General features: G+C 68.6%; 23 protein-coding genes. 6 read left to right on the plus strand and 17 right to left on the minus strand.

What is annotated here, in order from left to right:
• Positions 1-42 precede the first annotated feature (42 nt).
• The 4 genes from ACK3BB_RS02265 to ACK3BB_RS02280 all read right to left on the minus strand — a co-directional run bounded on the left by ACK3BB_RS02265 (position 43) and on the right by ACK3BB_RS02280 (position 5,888).
• A complete protein-coding gene (locus ACK3BB_RS02265; protein ID WP_428928805.1) occupies positions 43-1,677 on the minus strand; it encodes an MFS transporter in 1,635 nt (544 codons plus the stop codon).
• Positions 1,678-2,117: 440 nt separating this feature from the next.
• Positions 2,118-4,361, minus strand: coding sequence for a xanthine dehydrogenase family protein molybdopterin-binding subunit (locus ACK3BB_RS02270; protein ID WP_428927108.1), 2,244 nt, complete (start codon positions 4,359-4,361; stop codon positions 2,118-2,120).
• Positions 4,354-5,382, minus strand: coding sequence for an FAD binding domain-containing protein (locus ACK3BB_RS02275; protein ID WP_428927109.1), 1,029 nt, complete (start codon positions 5,380-5,382; stop codon positions 4,354-4,356). The genes ACK3BB_RS02270 and ACK3BB_RS02275 overlap by 8 nt, the downstream gene beginning before the upstream one ends.
• The gene (locus tag ACK3BB_RS02280) at positions 5,379-5,888 is read right to left on the minus strand and encodes a (2Fe-2S)-binding protein (protein ID WP_428927110.1); all 510 of its coding nucleotides are present in this window, start codon (positions 5,886-5,888) and stop codon (positions 5,379-5,381) included. The genes ACK3BB_RS02275 and ACK3BB_RS02280 overlap by 4 nt, the downstream gene beginning before the upstream one ends.
• A 201-nt stretch (positions 5,889-6,089) precedes the next feature.
• Between ACK3BB_RS02280 and ACK3BB_RS02285 the strand changes: the two genes are divergently transcribed.
• From ACK3BB_RS02285 to minE, 4 genes are all read left to right on the plus strand, one after another.
• Positions 6,090-6,608: a TetR/AcrR family transcriptional regulator gene (locus tag ACK3BB_RS02285; protein ID WP_428927111.1), complete on the plus strand. Its 519-nt coding sequence runs from the start codon at positions 6,090-6,092 to the stop codon at positions 6,606-6,608.
• Positions 6,609-7,080: 472 nt separating this feature from the next.
• On the plus strand, positions 7,081-7,827 hold the full coding sequence (gene minC, locus ACK3BB_RS02290; RefSeq protein ID WP_428927112.1) for a septum site-determining protein MinC: 747 nt from the start codon (positions 7,081-7,083) through the stop codon (positions 7,825-7,827).
• Complete coding sequence (minD, locus tag ACK3BB_RS02295) at positions 7,824-8,672, plus strand: septum site-determining protein MinD (RefSeq protein ID WP_428927113.1); 849 nt, start codon at positions 7,824-7,826, stop codon at positions 8,670-8,672. Before minC ends, minD begins: the two co-directional genes overlap by 4 nt.
• A complete protein-coding gene (gene minE / locus ACK3BB_RS02300; RefSeq protein ID WP_428927114.1) occupies positions 8,669-8,956 on the plus strand; it encodes a cell division topological specificity factor MinE in 288 nt (95 codons plus the stop codon). Before minD ends, minE begins: the two co-directional genes overlap by 4 nt.
• Before the next feature lie 86 nt (positions 8,957-9,042).
• On the opposite strand, the gene ACK3BB_RS02305 is transcribed toward minE, so the two are convergent.
• The 4 genes from ACK3BB_RS02305 to ACK3BB_RS02320 all read right to left on the minus strand — a co-directional run bounded on the left by ACK3BB_RS02305 (position 9,043) and on the right by ACK3BB_RS02320 (position 12,209).
• Entirely contained in the window at positions 9,043-9,357 is a 315-nt protein-coding gene (locus ACK3BB_RS02305; RefSeq protein WP_428927115.1) for a DUF1330 domain-containing protein, read from the minus strand.
• Positions 9,358-9,377: 20 nt separating this feature from the next.
• Positions 9,378-10,352: a hypothetical protein gene (locus ACK3BB_RS02310; RefSeq protein WP_428927116.1), complete on the minus strand. Its 975-nt coding sequence runs from the start codon at positions 10,350-10,352 to the stop codon at positions 9,378-9,380.
• Between the two features lie 104 nt (positions 10,353-10,456).
• Entirely contained in the window at positions 10,457-11,374 is a 918-nt protein-coding gene (locus ACK3BB_RS02315; RefSeq protein WP_428927117.1) for a helix-turn-helix transcriptional regulator, read from the minus strand.
• 130 nt (positions 11,375-11,504) lie between these two features.
• Entirely contained in the window at positions 11,505-12,209 is a 705-nt protein-coding gene (locus tag ACK3BB_RS02320; RefSeq protein WP_428927118.1) for a CGNR zinc finger domain-containing protein, read from the minus strand.
• Between the two features lie 184 nt (positions 12,210-12,393).
• On the opposite strand from ACK3BB_RS02320, the gene ACK3BB_RS02325 reads away from it, so the two are divergent.
• Positions 12,394-13,062, plus strand: a complete 669-nt coding sequence (locus tag ACK3BB_RS02325) for an FMN-dependent NADH-azoreductase (RefSeq protein ID WP_428927119.1) — start codon at positions 12,394-12,396, stop codon at positions 13,060-13,062.
• Between the two features lie 236 nt (positions 13,063-13,298).
• Here ACK3BB_RS02325 and ACK3BB_RS02330 read toward each other — a convergent pair whose 3' ends face one another.
• The 3 genes from ACK3BB_RS02330 to ACK3BB_RS02340 form a co-directional block, all read right to left on the minus strand.
• Positions 13,299-14,621: an MFS transporter gene (locus tag ACK3BB_RS02330; protein ID WP_428927120.1), complete on the minus strand. Its 1,323-nt coding sequence runs from the start codon at positions 14,619-14,621 to the stop codon at positions 13,299-13,301.
• A gap of 178 nt (positions 14,622-14,799) precedes the next feature.
• Positions 14,800-17,217 (minus strand): DNA topoisomerase (ATP-hydrolyzing) subunit B, encoded by a 2,418-nt coding sequence (gene gyrB / locus ACK3BB_RS02335; RefSeq protein ID WP_428927121.1) that lies wholly within the window; start codon positions 17,215-17,217, stop codon positions 14,800-14,802.
• 100 nt (positions 17,218-17,317) lie between these two features.
• The gene (locus tag ACK3BB_RS02340) at positions 17,318-17,860 is read right to left on the minus strand and encodes a hypothetical protein (RefSeq protein ID WP_428927122.1); all 543 of its coding nucleotides are present in this window, start codon (positions 17,858-17,860) and stop codon (positions 17,318-17,320) included.
• A 237-nt stretch (positions 17,861-18,097) separates the two neighbouring features.
• On the opposite strand from ACK3BB_RS02340, the gene glyA reads away from it, so the two are divergent.
• Positions 18,098-19,420, plus strand: coding sequence for a serine hydroxymethyltransferase (gene glyA, locus ACK3BB_RS02345; protein WP_428927123.1), 1,323 nt, complete (start codon positions 18,098-18,100; stop codon positions 19,418-19,420).
• Between the two features lie 12 nt (positions 19,421-19,432).
• On the opposite strand, the gene ACK3BB_RS02350 is transcribed toward glyA, so the two are convergent.
• From ACK3BB_RS02350 to rpsT, 6 genes are all read right to left on the minus strand, one after another.
• Positions 19,433-19,948, minus strand: a complete 516-nt coding sequence (locus ACK3BB_RS02350) for a DUF1697 domain-containing protein (protein ID WP_428927124.1) — start codon at positions 19,946-19,948, stop codon at positions 19,433-19,435.
• Entirely contained in the window at positions 19,945-20,361 is a 417-nt protein-coding gene (locus ACK3BB_RS02355; protein ID WP_428927125.1) for a VOC family protein, read from the minus strand. Before ACK3BB_RS02355 ends, ACK3BB_RS02350 begins: the two co-directional genes overlap by 4 nt.
• Entirely contained in the window at positions 20,358-21,467 is a 1,110-nt protein-coding gene (gene recF / locus ACK3BB_RS02360; protein ID WP_428927126.1) for a DNA replication/repair protein RecF, read from the minus strand. Before recF ends, ACK3BB_RS02355 begins: the two co-directional genes overlap by 4 nt.
• Before the next feature lie 189 nt (positions 21,468-21,656).
• A complete protein-coding gene (gene dnaN, locus ACK3BB_RS02365) occupies positions 21,657-22,775 on the minus strand; it encodes a DNA polymerase III subunit beta (protein WP_428927127.1) in 1,119 nt (372 codons plus the stop codon).
• 290 nt (positions 22,776-23,065) lie between these two features.
• The gene (gene dnaA / locus ACK3BB_RS02370; RefSeq protein ID WP_428927128.1) at positions 23,066-24,490 is read right to left on the minus strand and encodes a chromosomal replication initiator protein DnaA; all 1,425 of its coding nucleotides are present in this window, start codon (positions 24,488-24,490) and stop codon (positions 23,066-23,068) included.
• 561 nt (positions 24,491-25,051) lie between these two features.
• Entirely contained in the window at positions 25,052-25,315 is a 264-nt protein-coding gene (rpsT, locus tag ACK3BB_RS02375; protein WP_428927129.1) for a 30S ribosomal protein S20, read from the minus strand.
• Positions 25,316-25,417: the final 102 nt, after the last annotated feature.

Genomic DNA, 25,417 nt, shown 5'->3' on the forward strand with positions numbered 1-25,417 from the left:
CATGCCACCGAGGCCAGGGTGTACCCCCAGCCGGGCCATCAATCAGTGAGGAATATCCGAGGGCAAAGGCTTCAGCACCAGGTCCTCGTGCAGCGGCACCGATTGGCGTTCGATCAGCCGGTGCACCCGCGGCCGGCCCGGCCCGCGATGCAGGTCGAGCAGGGCCTGAAAGCCTTCCAGATCCGATTTCGTGCGCCGCGAATTGTGCCGCAGGTAATCGTTCCACGTCGCCACGTGGAATCGCTCCGTCCACAGGTCGGGGTTCTCCAGATCGCGCAGCAGCGACCAGTTGCGCGCCCCGTCGCGGATGCGCACCCGCCGGCGGCGGTGGATGGCGGCCAGGAAGGCATCGACATCGGCCTCGTCGATCACGTAGTCGATGATGATCACGATCGGCCCCGACCGGGCCTGCAGGTCCAGCCGCAGCTCGGGTTCCTTGAAGGTGTTGAGCGGATCAAGGTCCAGCTGGTCGAATTCGCCCAGCCCGATCCAGCGCCCCACCCCGGCCCCGATCAGCAGCACGGCGCTGGCGCAGAACAGGGCCAGCGTGACCGATTGCGCCTCGGCGACCAGGCCCCAGTTCCACGCGCCGATGGCCATGCCCCCGAAGGTCGCCATCTGGTAGAACGACAGCGCCCGGCCGACGACCCAGCGCGGGGTCGACAGCTGGACCGTGACGTTGAACAGCGACAGGGCCATGACCCAGCAGGCCCCCGCAATCATCAGCCCCACGGCGCTGATGGCAATGTGGCGGCCCAGGCCGAGGATGACCATGCCCAGGGCAAAGCCCAGGAAGGCGGCCGAGACGATCTGTTCGTTGCGATAGCGCGAGCGCACGTGGCTGTTGATCATGACCCCGCCGATGGCTCCAAGGCCGAAGAAGCCCAGCAGCAGGCCATAGGTCAGGGCGGTGCCGTTCAGCATGTCGCGGGCGACCAGCGGCAGCAGGGCCATGGCCGACGAGGCGGCAAAGCCGAACAGGCCCGACCGGGCCATGACCCGCAGCAGGTGCGGCGACATCGAGACATAGCGCAGCCCGGCCCCCAGGGCCTGGGCCAGCGGCTCCCGCGGGAGGCGGTCGGCCTTGTAATCGGGCCGCCAGAACAGCAGGGCCAGGACGTTGGGAATATAGCTGACGGCGTTGAAGGCAAAGGCCGCCGCGGACCCGGCCAGGGCAACCAGCGCGCCGCCCAGGGCGGGCCCGACCGAGCGCATCAGGTTGAAGCCCATCGAGTTCAGGCTGACCGCGGCCGACAGGTTGTCGCGGCGCACGATGTCACCCATGCTGGCCTGCCAGGACGGGTTGAACATGGCCATGCCGCAGCCGATCGAAAAGGTGAAGCCCAACAGCCCCCATGGCCCGAGCATGTCGAGCGACGAACAGATGGCCAGGCCGATCGACACGGCCAGCATGAAGACCTGGGCGCCCAGCAGGATGCGCCGGCGGTCGAAACTGTCGGCCAGGGCGCCGGCGATCAGCGAAAAGACCATGATCGGCAGGGTGTTCGAGGCCTGGACCAGGGCAACCATGTCGCTGCTGCCGGACAGCGAGGTCATCAGCCAGCCGGCGCCGACCATCTGCACCAGGCTGCCGAGGTTGGAGAATTGCGAGGCCAGCCAGAGGTTGCGGAAGGTCGGGTTCCGGAACGGCGCAAAGGTATTGGTCTTCTTTTCGATCTGGCTGCTCCGGCTTGACGGGCCCCGGGCCGCGCGGATCGATGCGGCCCCGGGCGGCGCGCCGCGTGGCGCGTCCTTGCCGTCATAACGCACGGAACCCCTTTCGGGTTCAAGAGGCCGCGGCCGAACCGGCCGTTCGAAACCACGGGTCCCCGGCCATGGCGGGACGGCTGTCCGCCCGGACAATCCCCCCGCTTCGCCGCGCGTCCCGCCCGGGGGACGGCGTAGAGGCTGCTCGATGGCACGGCGCAGTCGGTAGTTCGGTCGTCGGCAGGTTGCGAAGGGGCTTCGTACTGACACGGCCCGGCCGATGAAAGGCGCACGGCCCGTCCAATGCTGCAGCCTGGCCGGCTGAAACCGAACACACCGCCCGCCGGGGGGATGGCGCATGGTCCGTTGGTGTCCCGGGCCGGCCTTTGCCGGCCGGCCCGGGCACGGGATCAGGCGGTCAGCAGATCCTCGATGCGGATCGGGAAGCGGCGGATGCGCTTGCCCGTGGCATGCCGGATGGCATTGCCGATGGCTCCCACCGTGCCGACGATGCCGATCTCGCCCACGCCCTTGACGCCCAGCACGTTCACATGGGGGTCGTCCTCGTGCACGGTGATGACCTGCAGCCCGGAGACATCGGCATTGACCGGCACGTGGTAGCCCGCGAAATCGGCATTCACGATGCGCCCGCTCACCGGGTCATGCTTGGCCTCTTCGTGCAGGGCAAAGGAAATGCCCCAGATCATGCCGCCCATCAGCTGGCTTTCGGCCAGCTTGGGGTTGATGATCCGCCCGGCGGCAAAGGCGCCGACCAGCCGGGTGACCCGGACCTGGGCCAGGTCGGGATCGACCTTGACCTCGGCAAAGACCGCCCCGTGCGAGTTCATGGCAAATTGCTCGCCGACCTCGGGCGCCCGGGTGCCCCGGCCATTGCCCGAGATCTCGGCCCCGCCGGCCCGGGCGATGATCTCGGCGAAGGGCTCGCTGCGGCTGTCGTCGCCGTTGACGTAAAGCCGGCCGTCACGGGCGTGGAACCCGGCATTGCCGCCGCCATGCAGCGGCGACTCCGGGTCGGCCGCCGCGATCTCGCCCAGCTGGCGGATCACGTCACCCCCGGCTTCGTGCAGGGCGGTGCCGGCCGTGGCCGTATGGCCCGACCCGCCGGCCACCCCGCCGTCTGGCAACGAGGAATGGCCGGCCCGGAACTCGACCTTGTCGAGCGGCAGGCCCAGGCTGTCGGCGGCGATCTGCGCCAGCGAGGTCCAGGCCCCCTGGCCCATGTCGGCGGCCGAGGTCTCGACCAGGGCGGTGCCGTCGGGGCGCAGGGTGGCCCGCGCCTCGGCGGCAAACATCGGGCAGGGGAACAGCGCCGTGCCCATGCCCCAGCCGGTCAGCAGACCGTCGGCGTCGCGCATCAGCCCCGGCTGCAACGGCCGCTCGGCCCAGCCAAAGGCCTCGGCGCCCCGCAGGTAGCAATCGCGCAGGCCCTTCGACGAATAGGGCTTGCCCGTGCCCGGCTCGATCTCGGCGTAATTGGCCAGGCGGAAGGCCAGAGGGTCCATCCCCGCGGCCTCGGCCATCTCGTCCATCGCACATTCCAGCGCGGCCGAGCCCGAGGCCTCGCCGGGCGCGCGCATCGGCCCCGGCGTGCCGATGTCCAGCCGCACGCCCCGGTGCACCGACCGCAGCGCGCCGGCAGCATAGAGGCCCTGCGACGCATTGGCCGCCGGTTCGTGGAAATCGTCGAAGCTGGACGTGGCCGACAGGCTGTCGTGGTCGAGGACCGTCAGCCCGCCGGCATCGTCGATGCCCAGCCGCAGGCGCTGGCGGGTGGTCGGGCGGTGGCCCGTCGGGCCGAACATCTGCTGGCGGCTGAGCACCAGCTTGACCGGCCGGCCGGTCATCCGCGCGCCCAGGATGGCCAGGATATGCGGGCCGATGGGAATGGCCTTGGACCCAAAGCCACCGCCCAGGTAGGGGCTGCGCAGGGTGACGTTCTCGGCCGGGATGCCGAAGAAATACGCATAGGCCGCGCAGGACATGTTGAGCGCCTGGCTGGGCACGTCCAGGGTCAGCCGGTCGCCGTCCCACTGGGCGACCATGGCATGGGTTTCCATGGCGTTGTGGTACTGGGCCGCGGTTTCATAGGTCACGTCGATGGCCCGGCTGGCCGCGGCATGGCCGGCCGCGACATCGCCATGGGTCACCCCGGCGGGCCGGCCGAACCCGCCCGGCTCGATATCAAAGCTGGGCGCGGCGTCGATCGACACCCGGGCCGGCTCGACCTCGTATTGGGGCGCCAGCAGGCGGGCGCCTTCGGTCGCCGCTTCCAGGGTTTCCCCCAGCACCAGGGCGATGGGCTGGCCGGCATACCGCACGCTGTCGTCCTGCAGGACCTCGATGCGGAACGAGAACATCGTCGGCTTGTCATCGGGATCGCCCTGCAGCGGCGGGCGGTTGGCCGGCGTGATCACGTGGACCACCCCGGGATGGGCAGCGGCCGCGGCGGTGTCCAGCCGGGTCACCCGCCCGCGGGCGATGGTGGCCGACAGGTAGACCGCGTGCAGCAGGCCTTCGGGCGCGTTGTCAGCGGCGAAGGTCGCCGCGCCCGTGACCTTGGCGATGCCATCGCGGCGGCTGACGGGTTGTCCGGAATTCGATCCGAAACGGACGTGCTGAACGGTATCAGGCATGGGCAATGTCTCCGGCTTGGGGAGCGAAGGGGGAGGCCGGCAGCGCGGGCATCTGCGCCGGTGTGCCGGCGGCGGCCATGGCCAGGGCCAGGGCCCGGGCGGTCGTGCGCCGGGCCAGGTCGATGCGCCAGGCCGCGCCATCGGGGGCCTGGGCCCCGGCCAGGGCGGCCTCGGCGGCGCGGCGGAACAGGTCCGGGTGGGGGGCCTGGCCGGCCAGGATGACCTCGGCCTCGGCCACGCGCCAGGGTTTCGGAGCCACCGCGCCCAGGGCCAGTCGGGCCTGGGCGATGCGCCCGCCCTCGATGCGCAGGCAGGCCGCGGCCGAGGATTGGGCAAAGGCGAACGAGGTCCGGTCCCGCACCTTGAGGTACCGCGAATGCCCGGCAAAGGCCTCGGTTCCCGCCGGCAGGCGCAGGGCCAGGATCAGCTCGCCGGGGCGCAGCGCCGTGCGCGCGCCGTCCCCCTCGCCGGGCAGCAGCAGCAGGTCGGCCAGGGCCATTTCGCGCGGGCCGGACGGGCCTTGCAGCTCGACCACGGCATCCAGCGCCACCAGCGGCACGCAGAAATCCGACGGGTGCACGGCGGCATGGGTTCCACCCGTACCCAGAATCGCGGGCAGGCCGCCGGGGGCCTCGTTCTGCTGCCAGGCCAGGTCGCGGAAGAAGGCATCGCGCGGATATTGCATGATGTTCCCCGCCACGGTCGCCGCGTTGCGCAGCTGGCCCGACGCCCCCGACAGCAGCGCCTCGGCCACCATCGGGTAGCGCCCGGCAAAACCTGTGTCACGGGCCAGGTCGGCATTGCTGACCAGCGCGCCGATCCGCATCGCGCCATCGGCCAGCGTGTCGATCCCGCGCAGCCCGGGCAGGCGCGACAGGTCGATTACCCGGTCGGGCTGCACGGCCCCGGTCTTCATCAGGTCGACCAGGTTGGTGCCCCCGCCCAGCCAGGCCGCGCCCGGGGTCCAGGCCGCAAAGGCCGCGTCCAGCGTGCGGGGCTGGATGAAATGAAAGCTCTTCATGCCGCGTCCCCTTCCCGGTCGTCGGCCTCGGCCTCGGCCATCCGCCGGCTGGCCTGCTGCACGGCCAGGGTGATGCCGTGATAAGCCGCGCAGCGGCAGATGTTGCCGCTCATCCCCTCGCGGATGCGCTCGGGATCGTCCCCGGCCAGCCCCTCGGAAATCAGGCCGACGGCGCTCATGATCTGGCCCGGCGTGCAAAAGCCGCACTGGAAACCGTCGGTGTCGATAAAGGCCGCCTGCACCGGGTGCAGGTCGTCGCCCCGGGCCAGGCCCTCGATCGTCGTGACCTGCGCGCCGTCCAGCGTCGCGGCCAGTGTCAGGCAGGAATTCACCCGCTTGCCGTCCAGCAGGACCGTGCAGGCCCCGCATTGTCCCCGGTCGCATCCCTTCTTGGTGCCGGGCATGTCCAGACGGTCCCTGAGCAGGTCAAGAAGCGTCACACGGGGGTCGTCCAGCGCGATGTCGCGCGTCGACCCGTTGATGGTCAGGCTAATGGAGAGTGACATGTGTCCTCCCTTCGTGGCGATGTCGTGGAGTTCGGGCACTCGCGCCCGATCGTGAAAATCCGTAAGCTGGCGGAAGGGTCGCCCGTCGGCGGGCCCTGTCCATAGTTATACGGAGGCTGCCTCCGTTTTTCAAGGGAAGGTCGGAAATCGTTGGAGGTCCGCAAGCGAAAACCGCGTGCAGATGCGCTGAGAAACCGTGAATTGCTGATCGAAGCGGCCAAGGACGTGCTGGGCCAGGGCGGGCCGGATGCCAGCCTTGAAGCCGTGGCGCGCAAGGCCGGGGTGGGCATCGGAACGCTCTATCGCAACTTTCCCGACCGCGAATCGCTGTTCCACGCGGTGTTCAGCCGCGAACTGGAACTGCTGGCCGAACAGGCCGAGCGGATCCAGTCGACCAATGACCCCGTCGGCGCGCTGCGCGGCTGGCTGCATGACAACGTGGCCATCGTCGAGACCAAGCGCGGCATGCTGGGCGCGCTGTCGGTCGTGCTGAGCGAAGAGACCAAGAAGAGTTTCGCCGAGAAATCGGGGCGCATCTCGACGGCGCTGAACGTGCTGCTGACCCGCGCGGCCGAGGCCGGCCAGATGCGCGAAGGCGTCACGGCCGATGACGTGCTGCAGACGATGTACGCCCTGTGCTACGCCCGCGAACCGGGGCCGGACTGGCGGCCCCAGGTGCTCAAGCTTCTCGACATATTCATCGACGGCCTGGCCCGCTGACCGGCCCGGCCATGGCCGGGCCCGGCGTCCCGCCCGATCGGCAGCGATCGGGCGGGGGCTGATCAAGATATTGATCGGAAAAAGAAAAAGGCGGCATCCGGGAGGAGGGCGCCGCCTTTGAGATGGACCGGTTCAGGGAGGAGGAGGAGAACCGATCACTGTGTTAATAATTAGTTGACCCGCCCGATCTTCTCAACCACCCAGCCATGCTATCTCTGCAATGCGGCGTTGCGCCCGGGGGCGGGGCCGGCGGGTGGTTGCTGCCTGCGAAGGCAGCAGATCTGCATTCGCCCAAGTTGACGTGGCGTTGGCCTTGCCCCTGACCGGGGAATTTCCGGCAGGAAGCTGCTGAAATCGGCCTTCCCCCCCTTTTCTGCATGGCATCAAGACGGCAGAAGGCGCGCAATAGAACGAAGACCGGCCCGAAACGAATCGCGGCCGGCGAGTGAGACAGAGCAGGAGCACAGGTCACGTGCCAGAAGCAGACAGCAGGGGCCGGCGCGGCGCAGCGCCGGTGAAGGTCCGGCCGTTCCAGATTCGCGGCAGGTTCCTGACCGCCGTCGCCCTTCGGATGGACAGCTATCCGGTCGACGACGCCTTTTACCAGGCGCTGGACGAACAGCTGGACAAGACCCCGCAGCTCTTGGCCGAAGCGCCCATGGTGCTGGATTTCGAAACCGCCGACCAGCTGGTCAAGATCGACGAGATCCGCGAGGTCGTCCAGCACCTGCGCAAGCGCAAGCTGCTGGTCTTCGGCGTGCAGAACACCACGCCCGAGCAGGCCGAGGCCGCCGACACGCTGGGCCTGATCCCGGTGCGCGGCGGGCGCGACGCGCCGATGCCCGACACCCGGTCGTCGCGCAAGTCGCGGGCCGACCGGCTGCTGCCGCCCGACAACAAGGTGCTGACCAGCCCGGTGCGCTCGGGCCAGATCGTCGTCGCCGAACGGGGCGACCTGACGGTCATCGGATCGGTCTCGTCGGGGGCCGAACTGGCCGCGGCGGGCAGCATCCACATCTACGGCGCGATGCGCGGCCGGGCGATGGCCGGGGTGCATGGCGACGAAACCGCGCGGATCTTCTGCCAGAGCCTGCATGCCGAGCTTCTCGCCATTGCCGGGCTCTACCGCACCAGCGAAAGCATCGGTGACGAATTCAGGAACCGCAGCGTCCAGGTCTTTCTGGACAAGGAAAAACTACGCATGGAGGCGCTCGGATGACGACGCAAATCAAGGAGGAGCCGCCGCTCGGCAAGATCATCGTGATCACTTCGGGCAAGGGCGGCGTGGGCAAGACCACTTCGGCAGCGGCCATTTCGGCCGGGCTGGCCAAGCTGGGCCACAAGACCGTGGTCATCGATTTCGACGTGGGCCTGCGCAACCTCGACATGATCATGGGCTGCGAACGCCGTGTGGTCTTTGACTTCATCAACGTGATCCAGGGCGATGCCCGGCTGAAACAGGCGCTGATCAAGGACAAGCGCCTGGACACGCTGTTCATCCTGCCGACGTCGCAGACCCGCGACAAGGACGCGCTGACCCAGGACGGTGTCGAGGCCGTGCTGAACGAGCTGAAGGAAGAATTCGACTACATCATCTGCGACAGCCCCGCCGGCATCGAGCGTGGCGCGCAGCTGGCGATGTATTTCGCCGACGAGGCCGTGGTCGTGACCAACCCCGAGGTGTCCTCGGTGCGCGACAGCGACCGGGTGCTGGGCCTGCTCAACAGCAAGACCAAGCGGGCCGAAAGCGGCGAGGGCGAGCCGGTCAAGGCCCGCGTGCTGCTGACCCGCCACGACCAGGGGCGCATCGACAAGGGCGAGATGATGACCGTCGAGGACGTGCTGGAAATCCTGGCCGTGCCGCTTCTGGGCATCGTGCCGGAAAGCCAGGCCGTGCTGCGCGCGTCCAATGTCGGCACGCCGGTCACCCTGTCCGATCCCTGCGCGGCGGCCCAGGCCTATGAGGACGCGGTCGAGCGGATCACCGGCAAGGATGTCGAAATGCGCGTGGCCACCGACAAGGCGCCCGGTCTCTTCGGCAAGCTGTTCGGGCGCACGGCATGAGCCTTTTCGGTTTTTCCCTCAAGCCCCGCCGCCCGAAATCGGCCCAGGTCGCAAAGGACCGGCTGCAGATCCTGCTGGCCCATGAACGTGGCAGGGGCGGTGCCGATACCGCCGATTTCCTGCCGCAGCTTCAGAACGATGTCATCGCGGTGATCCGCAAGTACGTCCAGATCGACGACAAGGATGTCGACATCCGCATGGAGCGCGGCAAGGAGATTTCCAGCCTGGAGATCAACATAGAGATCCCGGAAACCTCGCCCAAGCCCCGCAGCGCGCGGGGCTAGGGCCCGGCCGCCCATCCGGTCACGCGCGCCCGTTCCGCGGGCGCGCGCGTGAAGGCAAAGGCCCCATCTGCCGGACGGTCAGCCGATCAGCCGACCAGGTAGATATCCATCCGCAGGAACCCGGCATCTCGCAACGGGATCAGCGCCTGGTAGGACGGCTGGGCGAAAAAGGCCCGCGCCGCGCCGACATCGGGGAAGTCGAGCATCATCGCCGTGGCTGGCGGTTCGGCCCCGGCATCTGTCCCGGCCCCGGTCTGGGCCAGCGCCTCGGCCACCGGGCCGCGCAGGGTTGGCGCGATCCCGGCCGCGGCCAGCAGCGGCTGTACTCCTTCGGCATAACGTTTTGCAATGTCGGCATTTTCCGGGTCGGGCCGGGCCAGGACAAGAACATGTGCGGTCATCTGGTTTCTCCGTTCCAGGCTCAACGATAGGCCGCGGGCAGCGGAATGCGCAGCACGCGATAGGGATCGGCCGGGCCGGCCTCGGGATCGAACAGGTGATCCAGCTGGCCTTCGACGACAAAGGCCGTGCCACCGACGACATGCGCCGTTGTCGGCACGTTCAGGTCGGCGGCCAGGACATCGACCTGCGCCGGGCCGTCGGGTCGCAGGGTCACGCCCAGCAGGTTGCCCCGCGCACCGGCGCTCAGCCCGCCGCCTTCGACCACGAGGAACCGGCCATGGCCCAGGGCGTTCAGCCCGTCGGCCCCGTGGATCGGCCGGGCCAGGGGCTGGACCTCGGCCGCGCCGGCGGCCATGTCGGGGCCCAGCGGGATGCGCAGCAATTCCCCGGCGCCATAGCGCAGCACCCAGACCGCGTCGTCGTCGACGGCAATGCCGTTCAGGTTGAAACCCTCGACCTGCAGGGCATCGTCCTCGAACCAGGTCTCCAGCGCCCTGGCCCCCGGGCGCAGGGCATAGATCCGGGGCACGAAACTGTCGGTCGCCAGCAGGGTGCCGTCGGGCAGCTCGGCAATGTCGTTGCAGAACACCCCGCCTTCGGGCAGCTCGTAGCGGCCCGCCGGCGCGCCGGTCGCCCGGTCGAACAGCACCAGCGCCGGGGCGGCCTGGCCGGTCAGCGCGCCGGCTCCGGGATCCGACGAACAGGCCGCCACGCGGGCCCCGTCGGTGGTGACATGCACGCCGATGACCGACACCATGCCGTTCGACCCGGCCGGGGCAAATTCGCTCACCCGGCCGTGGGCGGCCGAGATCGCCACGATCCGGCCCTGGGTGATGCTGCCGGCATAAAGCGTGCCGTCGGCGCTGGCCGAGATGCCCTCGGGGGCGAAGCCCGGATCGGGCAGGTCGATGGCCCCGCCGCCACCAAGGGCGAGTGTGGGGACCAGGGCCGCCAGGGTGAACCCGGCGGCGGTCAGGATGGGGGATCTGTGCATCTGTGGCGCTCCTTCGGCCTTGTGGCTGTCCTGCCCCGGATCTAGCCACGCGGTCCCCCGATCCGCGCGCCGCCAACGGTCGGGCTTGCGCCCGGTCCGGCCGTTCAGCCCCTGCGGCGGTCCATCGCCACGACCTGTCCGCCCTGCTGGCGCTGGGTCGCGCGCAATTCGGTCGGGCTGAGCGAGAAGCGCAGGCGGAACCGTTCGGCGAACCGCGATTGGGACAGGTAACCGCAATCGAAGGCAACCTGGCTGATCGGCATGTCGGTGAACATCACCAGCTCCATCCCCCGATCCAGCCGCACGGTTTCCAGCAGGTCGCGGAACGGTGTGCCTTCGGCCCGCAGCTGGCGGCGCAGGGTGCTGTCGCTCATGCCAAGCCGGTCGGTCAGGTCGGACAGCCGCCATTGCCGGGCCAGGTCGAGCGCCAGCAGGTGGCGCACCCGTTCGCCCAGCCGGTCCTGGCTCTGGAACAACAGGTTCCCGGCCACGCCCTGGCGGGCCAGCAGCAGCAAGAGCTCGGCCATGCGGTGGCGCGTCTGCATGGCATCGGCGGCAAAGCTGCGGCTGTGGGCCAGCCATCCGGCCACGGCCGAGAACAGCTCTTCGGTGCCCGGGGCCTGCCAGCGCGGGGGCATGGCCCAATCCCCCATTTGGGCGCCGTAGAGCTTGCCGAAGGCGGTGAGCGTGGCCGCGTCAAAGACCAGCACGGCGCAGGCAAACCGGCCCTGGCGCGCGTCGGGCAGGTTGTCGACATCGATCTCGATGCCCGGGGGCAGGACCAGCATTTCGCCGGGCCGCGCGGCATAGGCCTGGCCGGCGGTGCGGATGCGCTTGGTTCCGGCCACGGGGATCATCAGGGTCGGCTGGCGCACGGGCATGCGGGTCAGGCATTGCGCCCGGTGGCAGCGGTTGACCCCGACGTTGCGCGCCCCGGGGTCGCCCGGGTCGAGCGCATCCAGCCCGTCTGCCAGGCGGGCCAGTTGCGGGCTGTGCCCCGGGTCGGGCGCGGATGATGTCATTGCATGGTCTCCTGCGGTTTCGGGGCCGGGCGCAGGTTAGGCGCCATCCGAGCCATCGCACAGCGGCCCGCCGCGATCCGGCCGGTTGCGGCGCGGATCTGACCGTTTGCGGGCCGGCGGGCCCGTCGCTTCACCCCCCTGCGCCCGGTCGGGTCACCCCACCCGGGGCGGGTGTTGCCTTTGCGTCGCCTCCGGCCGTTTCGCCTTCAGCCGCCGCCCCTGTGTCGCCCCCAGCCTTGCGCGCCCGGTAGGCCGCGGCCTTGGCCCGGTTGCCGCAGACCGACATCGTGCACCAGCGCCGGCGGTGATTGCGCGTGGTGTCCAGGAACCACAGGGTGCAGCCCGGACCCTGGCATTGGCGCACCAGCGCGACGTCACCATGGCAGAGCAGGTCGGCCATGGCCTCGGCCACAGGCAACAGCAGGTCCTGCGGATCGGTCCAGTCGCGCGTGACCGCCAGGCGCAGACCCGCCCCGTCGGCCAGGATGCGCCGCTGTCCGCGATCACCGGCCAACACCTTGTTGAGCGGATCCAGCGCCCCTTCAGCCACCGGCCCGTCTGCCAAGCCGGCCACGATCCCCCGGAACCATTCGCGCAGCTCCCGCAGGCGGGCGGCCAGCCCGTCGAGCCGGTCCGGCGCGCCGTCGCACAGCCGGGCTGCCGCCGTGTCGGGCGCAAGGCCCGCGGCGACCAGCCAGGCAACCATGTCCGGCCCCGATCCCAGCCATTCGATCTCGTCTCCCCAGGGCGCGCAGCGGCTGTTGAGCAGGTCCAACGCCCGGTGATCGGCCACCAGGAACGGCTCGGGCAGGGTTGGGTCGGGCGTGGCGGTCATGTCGGCTCCGAAAGGCTGGCCCGCTCGCGGGCTTGTGACGCGTAACCAGTGATAATCGATTTGACCGGTTACGCCAAGAGCGGTTAGCCAAGCTTCGTAACCTTCAAATGTGCATAACGACGGTTACACAGCTCATCGCCCCCTCGGGGCCACGCCCAGACCCTTGCTTCCGAAAGGAGACCCAATGACCCGCCTGCTCTACATCAAGTCCTCCCCCCGCGGGGCCGCCTCGCGCTCGACCGCCCTGGCCGATGCCTACCTCACCGCCCTGCAGGGCCGGATCGACGACCTGGCCGTCGACACGCTGGATCTGTCGGCCACAAGGCTGCCCGATTACGATGGCGACAAGGTTGCGGCCAAGATGACGGTCATCACCGGCCAGGCCCATGATGCGGCACAGAAAACAGCCTGGGACGAGATCACCGAGATGGCCGGGCGCTTCATTGCCGCTGATATCTACCTGATCGCCACGCCCATGTGGAACGGCTCGATCCCCTATCGGCTGAAGCAATACATCGACCTGATTCACCAGCCCGGCCTGCTCTGGACGCTGGATCCGGCCAGCGGGTATGCCGGGTTGCTGACCGGCAAGCGGGCGGTCCTGGCCCTGACCGCCGGGGCCTTTGGCCCGGACATGCCCAGCCCGGCCTTTGGTGTCGATCACCAGTCGAGCTATCTGCGGTTCTGGTTGAACCAGGCCGGGGTGACGGATATCGACATCCTGCGTTTCCAGCCTTCGCTGCTGACTGCCGACCCCGAGGCGGCCTTTCAGCAGGCCGTGCAGACGGCCGTTCAGGCCGCCGGCCAGGTGCCCCATACCCCGGCCGGCCAGCCTGCGGCGAGGACGGCCTGACCCACCCGGGGTGGCGGGTAGCATGGCAAAAATGCCGCAGTGCAGAGAAAGGCCGCCGATCCGCCGCCCCACCCATTGTGCAGGCGCAGCAACGTACCTACATTCACAAACAGAGAGCGGTTCTCCTCCTCCTCCCTGAACCGTTCCCGATTAAAAGGCGGCATCCTCCTCCTCCCGGGTGCCGCCTATTTCTTTTCCGGAAACAACACCTTGTGTCGCGACCGTGCGGGCGCCCTTCAGAACCGCGTGGCCCAACGGGGGTGCAGGTCGTCGACGATCAGCGCATGGCTGTGGCGCCGGTGGCCCTGCAGGTGGGGATGGTCGGGCGGCAGGTTGTCATGGGTGTGCTCGACCTCGTCCGGCGTATCGGCCGGCCACAGCCACAGCGCCGCGCCAATACCCAGGCCCGCCGGCACGGCCAGCCCGATCAGGGCGGGCACCGCGCCGAACCGGGTCATCAGCCAGCCGGCCAGCGGATAGGCCAGCAGCCAGCAGGCATGCGACAGGGCGAACTGGGCGGCAAAGACGGCCGGGCGGTCTTCGGGCTGGGCCGAGCGGCGCAGCAACCGGCCCGAAGGTGTCATCACCGTCGCATAGCCCAGCCCCATCACCAGCCAGGCCCCCATCAGCAGGGTCAGCGACAGGCCCGCCATGGCCATGGCCGTGGCCAACCCCAGCAGCACCGCCACCATCAGCCCGGCCCCGGTCAGCATGACCGGCCGGTCGGGCAGGCGGTCAAGCAGGCGGGGCAGCGCCAGCGCAGCGATCATCGACCCGGCGCCAAAGGCGAACATGACCCAGGCCAGCGCGCTGTCACTCAGGCCCAGGCGCCCGCGCACCAGAACCACCGAATTGACCAGCACCATGGCCCCGGCCGCCGCCACCGTCAGGCTGAGCGCCAGCAGCCCGCGCAGGCGGGGCGTGGCCAGGTAAATGCGGATGCCCCGTGTCGTGCGGTCATAGATCCCCCGCCGGACGCTGCTGGGCTTCGGCCCGGGCAGGACCACCGACAGGACCAGCAGGGCCGATGCGGCAAAGCCCGCCGCCGTGCCCAGGAACAGCCCGTCATGGCTGAGCACCATCAACAGCAGGGCGGCCAGTGTCGGGCTGGCAATGTTTTCAATGTCATAGGCCAGGCGCGAGAGCGACAGCGCCCGGGTATAGCGCTCTTCCTCGGGCAGCACATCGGGGATCGTCGCCTGGAAGGTCGGGGTAAAGGCCGCCGAGGCCGATTGCAGCAGGAAGATCAGCACGTAGACCTGCCAGGTCTCGGTCACGAAGGGCAGCGCCAGGGCGCATCCGGCGCGGACCAGGTCGAGCGTGACCAGAAAGGCCCGCCGGTTGATCCGGTCGGCAAAGGCTCCGGCCACCGGGGCGATGCCCACATAGGCCACCATCTTGATGGTAAACACCGTGCCCAGCACCATCGCCGCGCCCTCGCCGGCCAGGTCAAAGGCCAGCAGGCCAAGCGCCACTGTGGCCAGCCCGGTGCCCAGCAGGGCCACGACCTGGGCCAGGAACAGGTGGCGATAGGTCCGGTCGGCAAGGATGCTCAGCATGGGGGCCTCACGGCGGGCGAACGGCAGCGGCGCGGCCCGCAGGCGCCCAAGTCCCGGCGGACGACGGGCGGGTCGTCCGGGCAGGATGGCCCGGGCAGGCCCCTTTCAGTCCGGAGCGGATCAGTCGCGGCCCCGGTCGCGACACGGGCCGCGCGAATGTCGCGCGGCCCGTCCGGTCTCAGAAATCCAGGTTCTCGACGCTCAGCGCATTGGCCTGGATGAATTCGCGCCGGGGTTCGACGACATCCCCCATCAGCTTGGTGAACAGGTCGTCGGCCTCGGCCATGTCGTCGATCTTGACCTGCAGCAGCGTCCGGGCATCCGGGTCCAGCGTGGTTTCCCACAGCTGGTCGGGGTTCATTTCGCCCAGACCCTTGTAGCGCTGCAGCGCCAAGCCCTTTTCGCCCTCTTCCAGGATCGCCTGCAACAGGTCGAGCGGGCCGTTGATCACCTGATGGCGTTCCTTGCGGTGCAGCGCGGCGGGCGTGCCATAGATATCCTGCAGCGACTTGGTAAAGCTGCCCGTCCGCCGGGCTTCGCCCGAGCGCAGCATCGGGCCGTCCAGCGTGCGCACCTCTTCGACCCCGCGCAGGATGCGCGCCAGCCGGATGCCCTTGTCCTGGGTGATGCGCCCGCGCCAGCCGCGTTCGTATTCCAGCGCGATCATGTCCAGCCGCGCGGCCACGCGGTCGGCCACGCCCTGCAGGTCGGCATCCACCGCGCCGGGCACGAAGCCCCCCGCGATGGCCGCCTGTTCCAGGATGTGGCGCGGGTAATGCGTCGGGAAGGCATCCAGCACGCGTTTCAGCTGCCGGGCCTCGTCGACCACGCGCACCAGGTCCTGGCCGACGATATCCTCGCCCGATCCCAGCCGCAGCACGGCCCCGTCGACACCCTGGTCGACCAGGTAATCATCCAGCGCGCCCTGGTCCTTGAGATAGACCTCGGACTTGCCCCGGCTCACCTTGTAGAGCGGCGGCTGGGCAATGTAGAGATAGCCGCCTTCGATCAGCTCGGGCATCTGGCGGTAGAAGAACGTCAGCAGCAGGGTGCGGATATGCGCGCCGTCGACATCGGCGTCGGTCATGATGACGATCTTGTGGTAGCGCAGCTTGTCGATGTTGAACTCGTCGCGCCCGATGCCCGTACCCAGGGCCATCACCAGGTTGCCGATCTCCTGGCTGGACAACATCCGGTCGAACCGCGCCCGTTCCACGTTCAGGATCTTGCCGCGCAGAGGCAGGATGGCCTGGGTTCGCCGGTCGCGCCCGGTCTGGGCGCTGCCCCCGGCGCTGTCACCCTCGACGATGAAGACTTCGGTCTTGGCCGGATCCTTTTCGGAACAATCCTTGAGCTTGCCCGCCAGGAAGTTGACATCCATCGCCGACTTTCGCCGGGTCAGCTCGCGCGCCTTGCGGGCGGCCTCGCGGGCCAGCGCGGCCTCGACGATCTTGCCGACGATCTGCTTGGCCGGGCCGGGGTTTTCCTCGAACCATTCGGCCAGCTTCTCGTTGACCAGCCCCTCGACCGCCGGGCGTACCTCGGACGACACCAGCTTGTCCTTGGTCTGGCTCGAGAACTTGGGATCGGGCACCTTGACCGACAGCACGCAGGTCAGCCCCTCGCGGGCGTCGTCGCCCGAGAAATTGACCTTTTCGCGCTTGGCGATGCCCGTGTCGGTCGCATAGCGCGTCAGCGTCCGGGTCAGCGCGCCGCGGAAGCCGGCCATGTGGGTGCCGCCGTCGCGCTGGGGGATGTTGTTGGTGAAGGGCAGCACCGTTTCGTGGTAGCTGTCGTTCCACCACATCGCCACCTCGATGCCGATGCCGTCGCGCTCGCCCTCGATGAAGATCGGGCTTTCCATGATCGGGCTTTTCGACCGGTCGAGATAGCGCACGAATTCACGCACCCCGCCGTCGTAATGCAGCTCGGTGATCATCGGTTCGGCCGGGCGTTCGTCGCGCAGCACGATACGCACGCCGGAATTCAGGAAGGCCAGCTCGCGCAGGCGCTTTTCCAGCGTGTGGAAATCGTAGTTGATGTTGGAAAACGTGTCGGTCGAGGCCAGGAAGCGCACTTCGGTGCCCGTGGCATCGCCGGCATCGCCGACCACTTCCAGGTGCTTGACCGTGTCGCCCCGTTCGAACCGGGCCACGTGTTCCTTGCCGTCGCGCCAGATCCGCAGCTCCAGCCAGTCGGACAGGGCATTCACCACCGACACGCCGACGCCGTGCAGACCGCCCGACACCTTGTAGGAATTCTGGTCGAACTTCCCGCCGGCATGCAGCTGGGTCATGATGACCTCGGCCGCCGAGACGCCTTCTTCCTCGTGGATTCCGACGGGAATACCCCGGCCGTTATCCTTGACGGAAACCGAGTTGTCGCCGTGCAGCGTGACGGTCACGGCATCGGCATGACCGGCCAGCGCCTCGTCGATCCCGTTGTCCACGACCTCGTAGACCATGTGGTGCAACCCCGACCCGTCGTCGGTGTCGCCGATATACATGCCGGGCCGCTTGCGCACGGCTTCCAAGCCCTTGAGAACCTTGATCGAATCCGCGCCGTATTCTTCAGGGGCCTGATTGTCCTGGGACATGAAGAATTCCCTTCATTATTTTGTCACGAACCTACGAAATCCGGGGGGGAATGTCACGCCTTTGCCCCGTATTTTGTGGTTTTCGACGGGGGGTTACCGCTCAGTTCTCCGGGCGGTCGGCCGGCCCCGTGCCGGGCGGCGAATCGGGGTCCTCCGCCGGGCCTGTCCAACCGGCCACCAGCGCCTCGGCAAGGGCGGCCTGGCGGGGCGACAGCAGGTCCTGCGCGGTGTTGGTCAGGACGCCGTTCAGCAGGTCGAGTTCCATCTGGTCGACGATCCGGCCGCGCCGGACAACCGCCCGCACGATGGCCACCGGGTCGCCCATGTCGTCGACATAGCTGCGCCCGGTCCGCTCGGCATAAAAGGCATACCACAGGGCCGCGTCGCCGGCATGATGGCGATCGGCGAGCATGCCGCCAGGGAAATCGGCCAGCGCCTGTTGCAGCCCGGCCAGGACCTCGCTGGGTCGCGCGCCGCCGTCCAGGGCCCGGGCGGTAAAGGTCGCATGGTCCGGCACGGTGTCGCGCAGGGCGGCGGCCAGCTCGGGCTCGCCATGTTCCATCTGGAAGGCCATGGCCAGGTCAAAGACCTGGCCCAACCGCTCGATCTCGGCCAGCAATTCGGCCCGGGTACGTCTTGCCATGGGTCCGACAATAGCCCCCCGGCCCCGGGCCGCAAGCCGGTCAGCGCCCCGCCGGGCGGCGCCCATGGGCCTGGCCCTGTGCACGGGGCGCGCCGGCCTGCCCTTGCCTGCGCCGCGCAAACCGGCAGGCCGCCAGCCCCGACCCTGCCCGCCGACCTGCCGACCCCGCCATGGCTTGCCCTGCCCGCATCGGATGGCCCACAACCTCCGCAGACGTCACCCGAGCCGAGAGACCAGATGACCATCAAAGACACCCGCCCCTGGCTGCCGGCCATTGCCGCCGAGCGCATCGACGCCATCACCGCATCCCTGGCCGGCGCCTCTTCCGCCCGGTTGGCCGACCGGATCGAGACCCTCGCCGCCGACAACCGACGCATCCACGAGCGCGACTGTTTCAACCTCAACCCGGCGGCCAACGTGATGAATCCCCGGGCCGAGGCCCTGCTGGCCTCCGGACTGGGCTCGCGGCCCTCGCTGGGATACCCGGGCGAGAAATACGAGACCGGCCTCGAAGCCATCGAGGAAATCGAGGTCATCGCCGCCGACCTGGCCTGCGAGATCTTCCACGCCCGCCATGCCGAGATCCGCGTCGGCTCGGGCGCGCTGGCCAATCTGTATGCCTTCATGGCCACCTGCCGGCCGGGTGATGCCATCATCGCTCCGCCGGCCTCGATCGGCGGCCATGTCACCCATCACGCCCCGGGCTGCGCCGGGCTTTACGGCCTGACCATCCACGAGGCCCCGGTCGATGCCGATGGCTACACGATGGATCTCGACGGGCTGCGCCAGCTGGCCCGCCGGGTGCGGCCCCGGCTGATCACCGCCGGCCAGAGCCTCAACCTCTTTCCCCATCCCGTGGCCGAGATCCGCGCCATTGCCGACGAGGTCGGCGCCATGGTGCTGTTCGACGCCGCCCACCAATGCGGCATGATCGCCGGCGGGCTGTTCGACGATCCGCTGGCCCAGGGTGCCCACCTTGTGACCATGAGCACCTACAAGAGCCTCGGAGGGCCGGCCGGCGGGCTGATCGTGACCAATGACGATGCCCTGGCTCAGCGGCTGGATGCCATCGCCTTCCCCGGGCTGACCGCCAATTTCGATGCGGCCAAGTCGGCGGCCCTGGCCATGTCGCTGCTCGACTGGCGCGATTGCGGCCCGGCCTATGCCACGGCCATGGTCGACACCGCCCGGGCCCTGGCCCGTGCGCTGGCCGCCGCCGGCCTGCCGGTCTTTGCCATCGAGCGCGGGGCCACGGCCTCGCACCAATTCGCCCTCGAAGCCGGCCCGCTGGGCGGTGGCCAGGCCGCCTCGCGCCGCCTGCGCGAGGCCGGGTTCCTGGCCTGCGGTATCGGCCTGCCCATCGACCCGGTCGAAGGCGACCTGAACGGGCTGCGGCTGGGCACGCCGGAAATCGTGCGCTGGGGCATGGGCGTGGGCGACATGGACCGGCTGGCCGGCCTGCTGGCCCGGGCGCTGGCCTCGAACGACCCGGCCGCCCTGGCCCCCGAGGTCGCCGCCTGGCGCCAGCAGTTCGACCAGGTGCATTTCATCCGCGCCTGAGGCGCGGGCGGGTCAGCCCGGATCGTCCAGCAGGGCGGTAAGGGCCGTGACCGTCCGCCAGTTGCGGGCGGTCAGGCTGCGCCCGGTCGTCCGTTCCATCGCCGCGGCCAGTTTCGACCGGCCGATGCCCCGGGGCGCGCGCAGCCAGATCACCCCGGGCGTGGCGGCCAGCTCTTCGTCCGGTGCGGCCAGCGCCTGCAACGGCGCCAGGTCGGGCAGTGACAGGTCGTCTCCGAACCACAGGTGCAAGGCCGCCGGATCGCCCGGCAGGGGCCGGTCGGCCAGCCGCCGGCGCCAATCCTCGGCGCCAATGGCCAGGACGGCAGGGCGAAAGCCGAATTCCGCCTCGATCCGGCCGGCCAGCGCGACGGGATCGATGGGCCGATCGACCACCAGGTTGCCGCTCTGGATCCAGCTGCGCGCCCGGCCCGCGCCGATGCCTTGGGCCAGCTCGCGCAGCGCCGCCATCGGCAGCTTGCCATGCCCGCCGACATTGACGCCCCGCAACAGCAGGACCTGGCCGCTCATGCCAGCCGGCCGTCCGCGTCCAGCGCCCAGAACGGGTTGTGCGCATATTCCCAGACATGGCCTTCGGGGTCGGCCCAGGTGCCGGAATAGCCGCCCCAGAACATCTCTTCGGGCCGTTTGCACGGGGTGCCCCCGGCGGCAATGGCCCGGTCGAAGGCCGCATCGACGGCCGCCCGGTCGGCAAAGTTCTGGGCCAGGGTCATCGCCCCGGTGCCCAGTTCTGCCATCGGCTTCCCGAGATCCCTGGCCAGCGAGGCCTTGTCGTAGATGCCGAACTTGGCCCTGCCCATGTCGAAGAAACAGACCCCCTCGGGCGCCTCTTCCGGCTCCCAGCCCAGGGCACAATAGAACGCCGTCAGCGCCTCGACATCCTCGGCCGCCAGCGTGACCAGCGTGATCCGGTTGACCTTCATCCCAACTCCCTTTCCGCCACCGCACTTTCGCCCGCCGCCTCCGACACGTCGAAGGCCCGGGCCCTGTCGCCCAGTTCGGCGAACAGCTCGGCCCCGGTCCCGGTCATCCAGGCCTGGGCCCCCAGCGCGCAGATCTCGTCATAGAGCGCCGCCCGCCGGTGCATGTCCAGATGGGCCGAGACCTCGTCGAGAAGCAAGAGCGGAGGCGCCCCGATGCGATCGGCCAGCGCCCTGGCATTGGCCAGGATCAGCGAGACCAGCAGCGCCTTCTGCTCGCCGGTGGAACACTCGCGCGCATCCACGCCCTTGGCCGCATAGGTGCCCTGCAGGTCGGTGCGGTGCGGCCCGACCAGCGCCCGCCCGGCGGCCATGTCGCGCGACCGGCTGCGGGCCAGGGCCTCGCGCAGGGCGTCCTCGCCCTCGGGCATCTCGCCCTCGCTCTGGACAAGCTGCAACCGGGCGACCGGAAAGGCCGTTTCGGCGCGCTCCTGCGCGGCCTGGACCAGGTCCAGCGCCTGTTGCCGCCCGGCATGGATGCGGTGCCCGGCCTCGGCCATCTGCGCTTCGAGCGCGGCAAACCAGGCCGGATCGCGGATCTCGTCGCGGATCAGTCGGTTGCGGTCGCGCATGGCCTTGTCATAGGCCAGCGCGGCATCGGCGTGACCGGGATCAAAGCTCAGCACCATGCGGTCGAGGAAACGCCGCCGCCCGTCGGCCGCCTCGATCCACAGCCGGTCCATCGCCGGGACCAGCCACAGCACCCGGGCGATGCGCCCCAGCGCCGTCTGGCTGGCCGTCTTGCCGTCGATCCGCACCTGGCGGGCCTGGCCGCCTTCGGACCAGGTCTCGATCTCGTGGCCCTGGCCCAGCGACACCAGCCCGCCCCGGATCTTCCAGCCCAGGGCCTCGGGCCGGCGGGTCATCTCCTCGGCGCTGGCCCGGCGCAGACCCCGGCCGGGCGACAACAGAGACACCGCCTCGATGATGTTGGTCTTGCCCGCGCCGTTGTTGCCGAACAGCACGACGGGCCGCCGGTCGAGCGGCAGGCGCACCCGCTTGTGCGAGCGAAAGTGCGACAGGGTCAGTTCGGTGAGATGAAGCGCCATGACACGCGGCCTAGCGCGAAGCCCGCGGCCATGCCAGAGGCACCGCCAAGCCGGCCATCGGCGCATCGCCCGGCCACCGGGCCCCGTTTTCCGTATCGGAAAACGCGCCCGGCCCGGACTGTTGTGCCCGGATCACGGCGCGGAGCCTGGGGGCCGGCCTTGCCACGGGCGCCCGGGACCGGATCCGGGTCAGACCCGCATCGGCATGACGACATAGACCGCGCTGGGGTCGTTGCCCTCGCGCATCAGGGTCGGGTCACCCGAGGAATTGAACATGAACACGGCATTCTCGCGATCGACCTGGCTGGCGATCTCCAGCAGGTACTTGGCGTTGAACCCGATCTCCAGCCGTTCGTCGGCATAGGCCACGGCCAGCTCTTCCTCGGCCGCCCCGCTGTCGGGCGCATTGACCGACAGGGTCAGCCGGTCTTCGTCCAGCTGCAGCTTGACGGCCCGCGACCGTTCCGAGCTGACCGTCGCAACCCGGTCGACGGCCTTGGCGAATTCGGCCGCATCCACTTCCAGCCGGCGGGTGTTGCCCTGCGGGATGACCCGCGAGTAATCCGGGAAGGTCCCGTCGATCACCTTGGACGTCAGCGTGATCGCCGGCGTGGCAAAGCGCACCTTGGTTTCCGACACCGACACCGCGATCTCGGCCTCGTCATCGTCCAGCAGCTTGCGCAGCTCGCCCACGGTCTTGCGCGGCACGATCACCCCGGGCATCTCGCCGGCCCCGTCGGGCAGGTCGGAATCGATCCGCGCCAGCCGGTGGCCATCGGTCGCCACGCAACGCAGCACCTTGCCATCCTCGCCATCGGCCACGTGCATGTAGACCCCGTTGAGGTAATAGCGCGTCTCTTCCGTCGAAATCGCGAATTTCGACTTGTCGAACAGCCGCCGCAGCAACGGCGCGGGGGCCGCGAAATTCGAGGCATATTCCGACGAGGCCATGACCGGGAAATCCTCGCGCGGCAGGGTCGCCAGCGAAAAGGTCGTCCGCCCGGTCTCGACCGTCAGCCGCCCCGAAGCCGGATCGGCCAGCACGGTCACCAGCGCCCCGTCGGGCAGCTTGCGCACGATCTCGTGCAGGGTTGTCGCCGCCACCGTCGTCGCGCCCGCCCGTTCCACCACGGCCGGTGCCCGGTCGACCACCTCGATGTCCAGGTCGGTCGCCCGGAAGGTCACGCTGTCACCCTCGGCCTCGATCAGCACGTTGGCCAGGATCGGGATGGTGTTGCGCCGCTCGACAACCGACTGGGCCTGGGCCACGGCCTTGAGAAGCGCGCTGCGTTCGATGCTGATCTTCATGTCCCATCCCTTCACTCAGCCGGGAGGGGAAGGTTACCCGTTCTCCCCTGCGGCACAAGGTTTTTCAGAGGTTTTCCGCTGTTCCGGATCGGCGGTCAAGAGGGCCCCGGGGGCCGATTCGAGGTTTGACCGCAGGTGTGTGATATGGGCCGGGCTTTGCCGCCCTGCTGCTTCTTTCTCTTCCAAAATATCCAAACCCGACCGCGCCACGGGCGAAACGGTCGGGTTGGGTCCTGTCCGGCAAAGAGGCCGCCCGCGCCACCACCGTGGCAGGGGCGCTGGCCCGGGTCTCAGGCTTCGAGCGCGCGGCGCAGCATCTCGACATCCTCGGCGATCTGGCCGTCGGTCAGCTTCAGCTCTTCGATGCGCTTGACCCCGTGCATGACCGTCGTGTGATCCCGACCGCCAAAGCGCCGGCCGATCTCGGGCAGCGACCGCGAGGTCAGCTGCTTGCACAGGTACATGGCCACCTGCCGCGGCCGGGCAAAGCTGCGCACCCGCTTCGGCCCGACGATGTCGGAAATGCGGATGTTGTAGTAATCTGACACCTTGCGCTGGATCTCCTCGATGGTGATCTTGCGCTCCGACGCGCGCAGCACGTCGGCCAGGCAATCCTGGGTCAGGTCCATGTCGATCTCGCGGCCGACCAGCGAGGCAAAGGCGAACAACCGGGTCAGCGCGCCTTCCAGCACCCGCACGTTGGTCGAGATCCGGTGCGCCAGAAATTCCAGCACGCCGGGCGCGATCTGCAGATCGGGATAGGTGTTGCGATAGGCCTGCACCTTGGTCTGCAGGATGCCCAGCCGCAATTCGTAATCGGTCGGGTGCAGGTCCACGACCAGGCCGCATTGCAGGCGCGACTTCAGCCGCTCCTCCAGGTCCTTGATCTCGCCCGGCGCCTGGTCGGCCGAAATGATGATCTGCTTGTTCTGGTCCACCAGGGCGTTGAACGTGTGGAAGAATTCTTCCTGCGTCGAATCCTTGCCGGCGATGAACTGCACGTCATCGACCATCAGCACGTCGACCGACCGGAAGAGATGCTTGAAATCCATCATCCGCCGTTCGCGCAGCGCCTGCACGAAACGGTACATGAACTGCTCGGCCGAGAGGTACAGCACGTTCAGCTCGGGGTGCTTGGCCTGCAGCTCCCATGCGATGGCATGCATCAGGTGGGTCTTGCCCAGCCCCACGCCGCCATAGAGGACAAGCGGGTTCAGCGTGACCATGCCGCCCTCGGCCACCCGGCGGGCCGCTGCATGGGCCAGCTCGTTGGGCTTGCCGACGACAAAGCTGTCAAAGGTGAAACGGGCGTCCAGCGGGGCGGCCTGCAGCTCTTCGAGCGCGTCGAAGCGGGATTGTGCTGCGGGGCGGTCGCCCTCGGTGCGGGACGTGGCAGGGGGGGTGATCTCGTCGGGCTGGCGGACCGGGGCCTCGGCCGCGCCGCGCTCGGCACGGGCCGCGGGACGGCTGGTCATGTTGGCCACTTCGAAGGTCACGCGCTGAACGCGCTCGCCGGCATTGTTCAGCTCATAGAGAATCAGGTCGCCGAAGTTGCGCAGGACGTAATTTCCGGTGAACGTCGTGGGCACGTTGAATACGGCCACACCATCGCTCAGCTTGGAGAATTCGAGGGGCTCGATCCAGTTCTTGTAATTGTTGTGCCCGATCGTCCTGAGCAGATTCTCACGAAGTTGTCCCCACTTCTCTTGTGTCATTCGGCGCCTCTAACATCCCGATATAATTGGCCTTTTCGGCCCTTAGCTATCCTTGACCGGCTAGGCCGGCTGGATTCACGACGCAAGACGCCTCACCGCTTCCCTGCCAGAAAGCGCTGGACATCCCTTTCGGGGCTATAGAAACAGCAGCTAGGCGGACGCCAAAGTTCCGGTCACGGGACCAGGACTGACGCCTGCCGAGGCTCACACTTATAAAATGACAGGGCCATTGGCGCGCAGAGCAGCCTGCGCGTCGTCTCCAGCACATCGATCTGATGACACGTCCGGTTTTACCGTCCGCACACCGTCCTGACACTCGCAGCGAATAAGGTCCGTACTGTCCCTGACCTACCCGTTGCGACCTGTCCCCCCAGGCGAGTGAATCGCTGCATCATAGGTAGCAACTCGGCACGAGCGGCGGCAACGACTCTCTTGTCTTGACTCTGGTCTGGGGCGCAAAGAATCTCGGATCCGTTGCAGGTGTGACAAAAAAAATCAGCGCGCCGCAGGATGCAACGCGCTGAAATATATTAAAAATATGAAAGTGCCCGCGAATGCGGCTCAGGCCATTGCCTTCACGCGCGACGACAGGCGGGACATTTTCCGGGAGGCGGTGTTCTTGTGGAACACGCCTTTGGTCACACCGCGCATCAGCTCGGGCTGAGCGGCCTTCAGAGCGGTCGCGGCGGCGCCCTTGTCACCCGATGCGATGGCCTCTTCGACCTTGCGCAGATAGGTGCGGATACGCGACCGGCGCGCCTTGTTGACGGCGAAGCGCTTTTCGTTCTGACGGGCGCGTTTCTTGGACTGGGGCGAGTTGGCCATGCTGTCTTCCTTTTCGAATTCTGTTCGGTCTTGCGTCTGCAAAGCACGCCACGGACCGGACGACTCTCCCTTGACGGGAAATCCGGAAGATCAAGCCAAAGC

This window comes from Marinibacterium sp. SX1 (assembly GCF_050389775.1).
Classification (GTDB): domain Bacteria; phylum Pseudomonadota; class Alphaproteobacteria; order Rhodobacterales; family Rhodobacteraceae; genus Marinibacterium.

Coding starts and splice junctions, on each gene's coding strand:
- ACK3BB_RS02350 (WP_428927124.1), bottom strand. CDS start 19,948: ATGAGCGGCCAGGTCCTGCTGTTGCGGGGCGTCAATGTCGGCGGGCAT.
- ACK3BB_RS02320 (WP_428927118.1), bottom strand. CDS start 12,209: ATGACCGCCACGCCCGACCCAACCCTGCCCGAGCCGTTCCTGGTGGCC.
- ACK3BB_RS02340 (WP_428927122.1), bottom strand. CDS start 17,860: ATGGCAAGACGTACCCGGGCCGAATTGCTGGCCGAGATCGAGCGGTTG.
- ACK3BB_RS02310 (WP_428927116.1), bottom strand. CDS start 10,352: ATGCACAGATCCCCCATCCTGACCGCCGCCGGGTTCACCCTGGCGGCC.
- ACK3BB_RS02330 (WP_428927120.1), bottom strand. CDS start 14,621: ATGCTGAGCATCCTTGCCGACCGGACCTATCGCCACCTGTTCCTGGCC.
- ACK3BB_RS02305 (WP_428927115.1), bottom strand. CDS start 9,357: ATGACCGCACATGTTCTTGTCCTGGCCCGGCCCGACCCGGAAAATGCC.
- dnaA (WP_428927128.1), bottom strand. CDS start 24,490: ATGACACAAGAGAAGTGGGGACAACTTCGTGAGAATCTGCTCAGGACG.
- minD (WP_428927113.1), top strand. CDS start 7,824: ATGACGACGCAAATCAAGGAGGAGCCGCCGCTCGGCAAGATCATCGTG.
- dnaN (WP_428927127.1), bottom strand. CDS start 22,775: ATGAAGATCAGCATCGAACGCAGCGCGCTTCTCAAGGCCGTGGCCCAG.
- recF (WP_428927126.1), bottom strand. CDS start 21,467: ATGGCGCTTCATCTCACCGAACTGACCCTGTCGCACTTTCGCTCGCAC.
- gyrB (WP_428927121.1), bottom strand. CDS start 17,217: ATGTCCCAGGACAATCAGGCCCCTGAAGAATACGGCGCGGATTCGATC.
- minE (WP_428927114.1), top strand. CDS start 8,669: ATGAGCCTTTTCGGTTTTTCCCTCAAGCCCCGCCGCCCGAAATCGGCC.
- ACK3BB_RS02280 (WP_428927110.1), bottom strand. CDS start 5,888: ATGTCACTCTCCATTAGCCTGACCATCAACGGGTCGACGCGCGACATC.
- ACK3BB_RS02355 (WP_428927125.1), bottom strand. CDS start 20,361: ATGAAGGTCAACCGGATCACGCTGGTCACGCTGGCGGCCGAGGATGTC.
- rpsT (WP_428927129.1), bottom strand. CDS start 25,315: ATGGCCAACTCGCCCCAGTCCAAGAAACGCGCCCGTCAGAACGAAAAG.
- ACK3BB_RS02270 (WP_428927108.1), bottom strand. CDS start 4,361: ATGCCTGATACCGTTCAGCACGTCCGTTTCGGATCGAATTCCGGACAA.
- glyA (WP_428927123.1), top strand. CDS start 18,098: ATGACCATCAAAGACACCCGCCCCTGGCTGCCGGCCATTGCCGCCGAG.
- ACK3BB_RS02325 (WP_428927119.1), top strand. CDS start 12,394: ATGACCCGCCTGCTCTACATCAAGTCCTCCCCCCGCGGGGCCGCCTCG.
- ACK3BB_RS02315 (WP_428927117.1), bottom strand. CDS start 11,374: ATGACATCATCCGCGCCCGACCCGGGGCACAGCCCGCAACTGGCCCGC.
- ACK3BB_RS02275 (WP_428927109.1), bottom strand. CDS start 5,382: ATGAAGAGCTTTCATTTCATCCAGCCCCGCACGCTGGACGCGGCCTTT.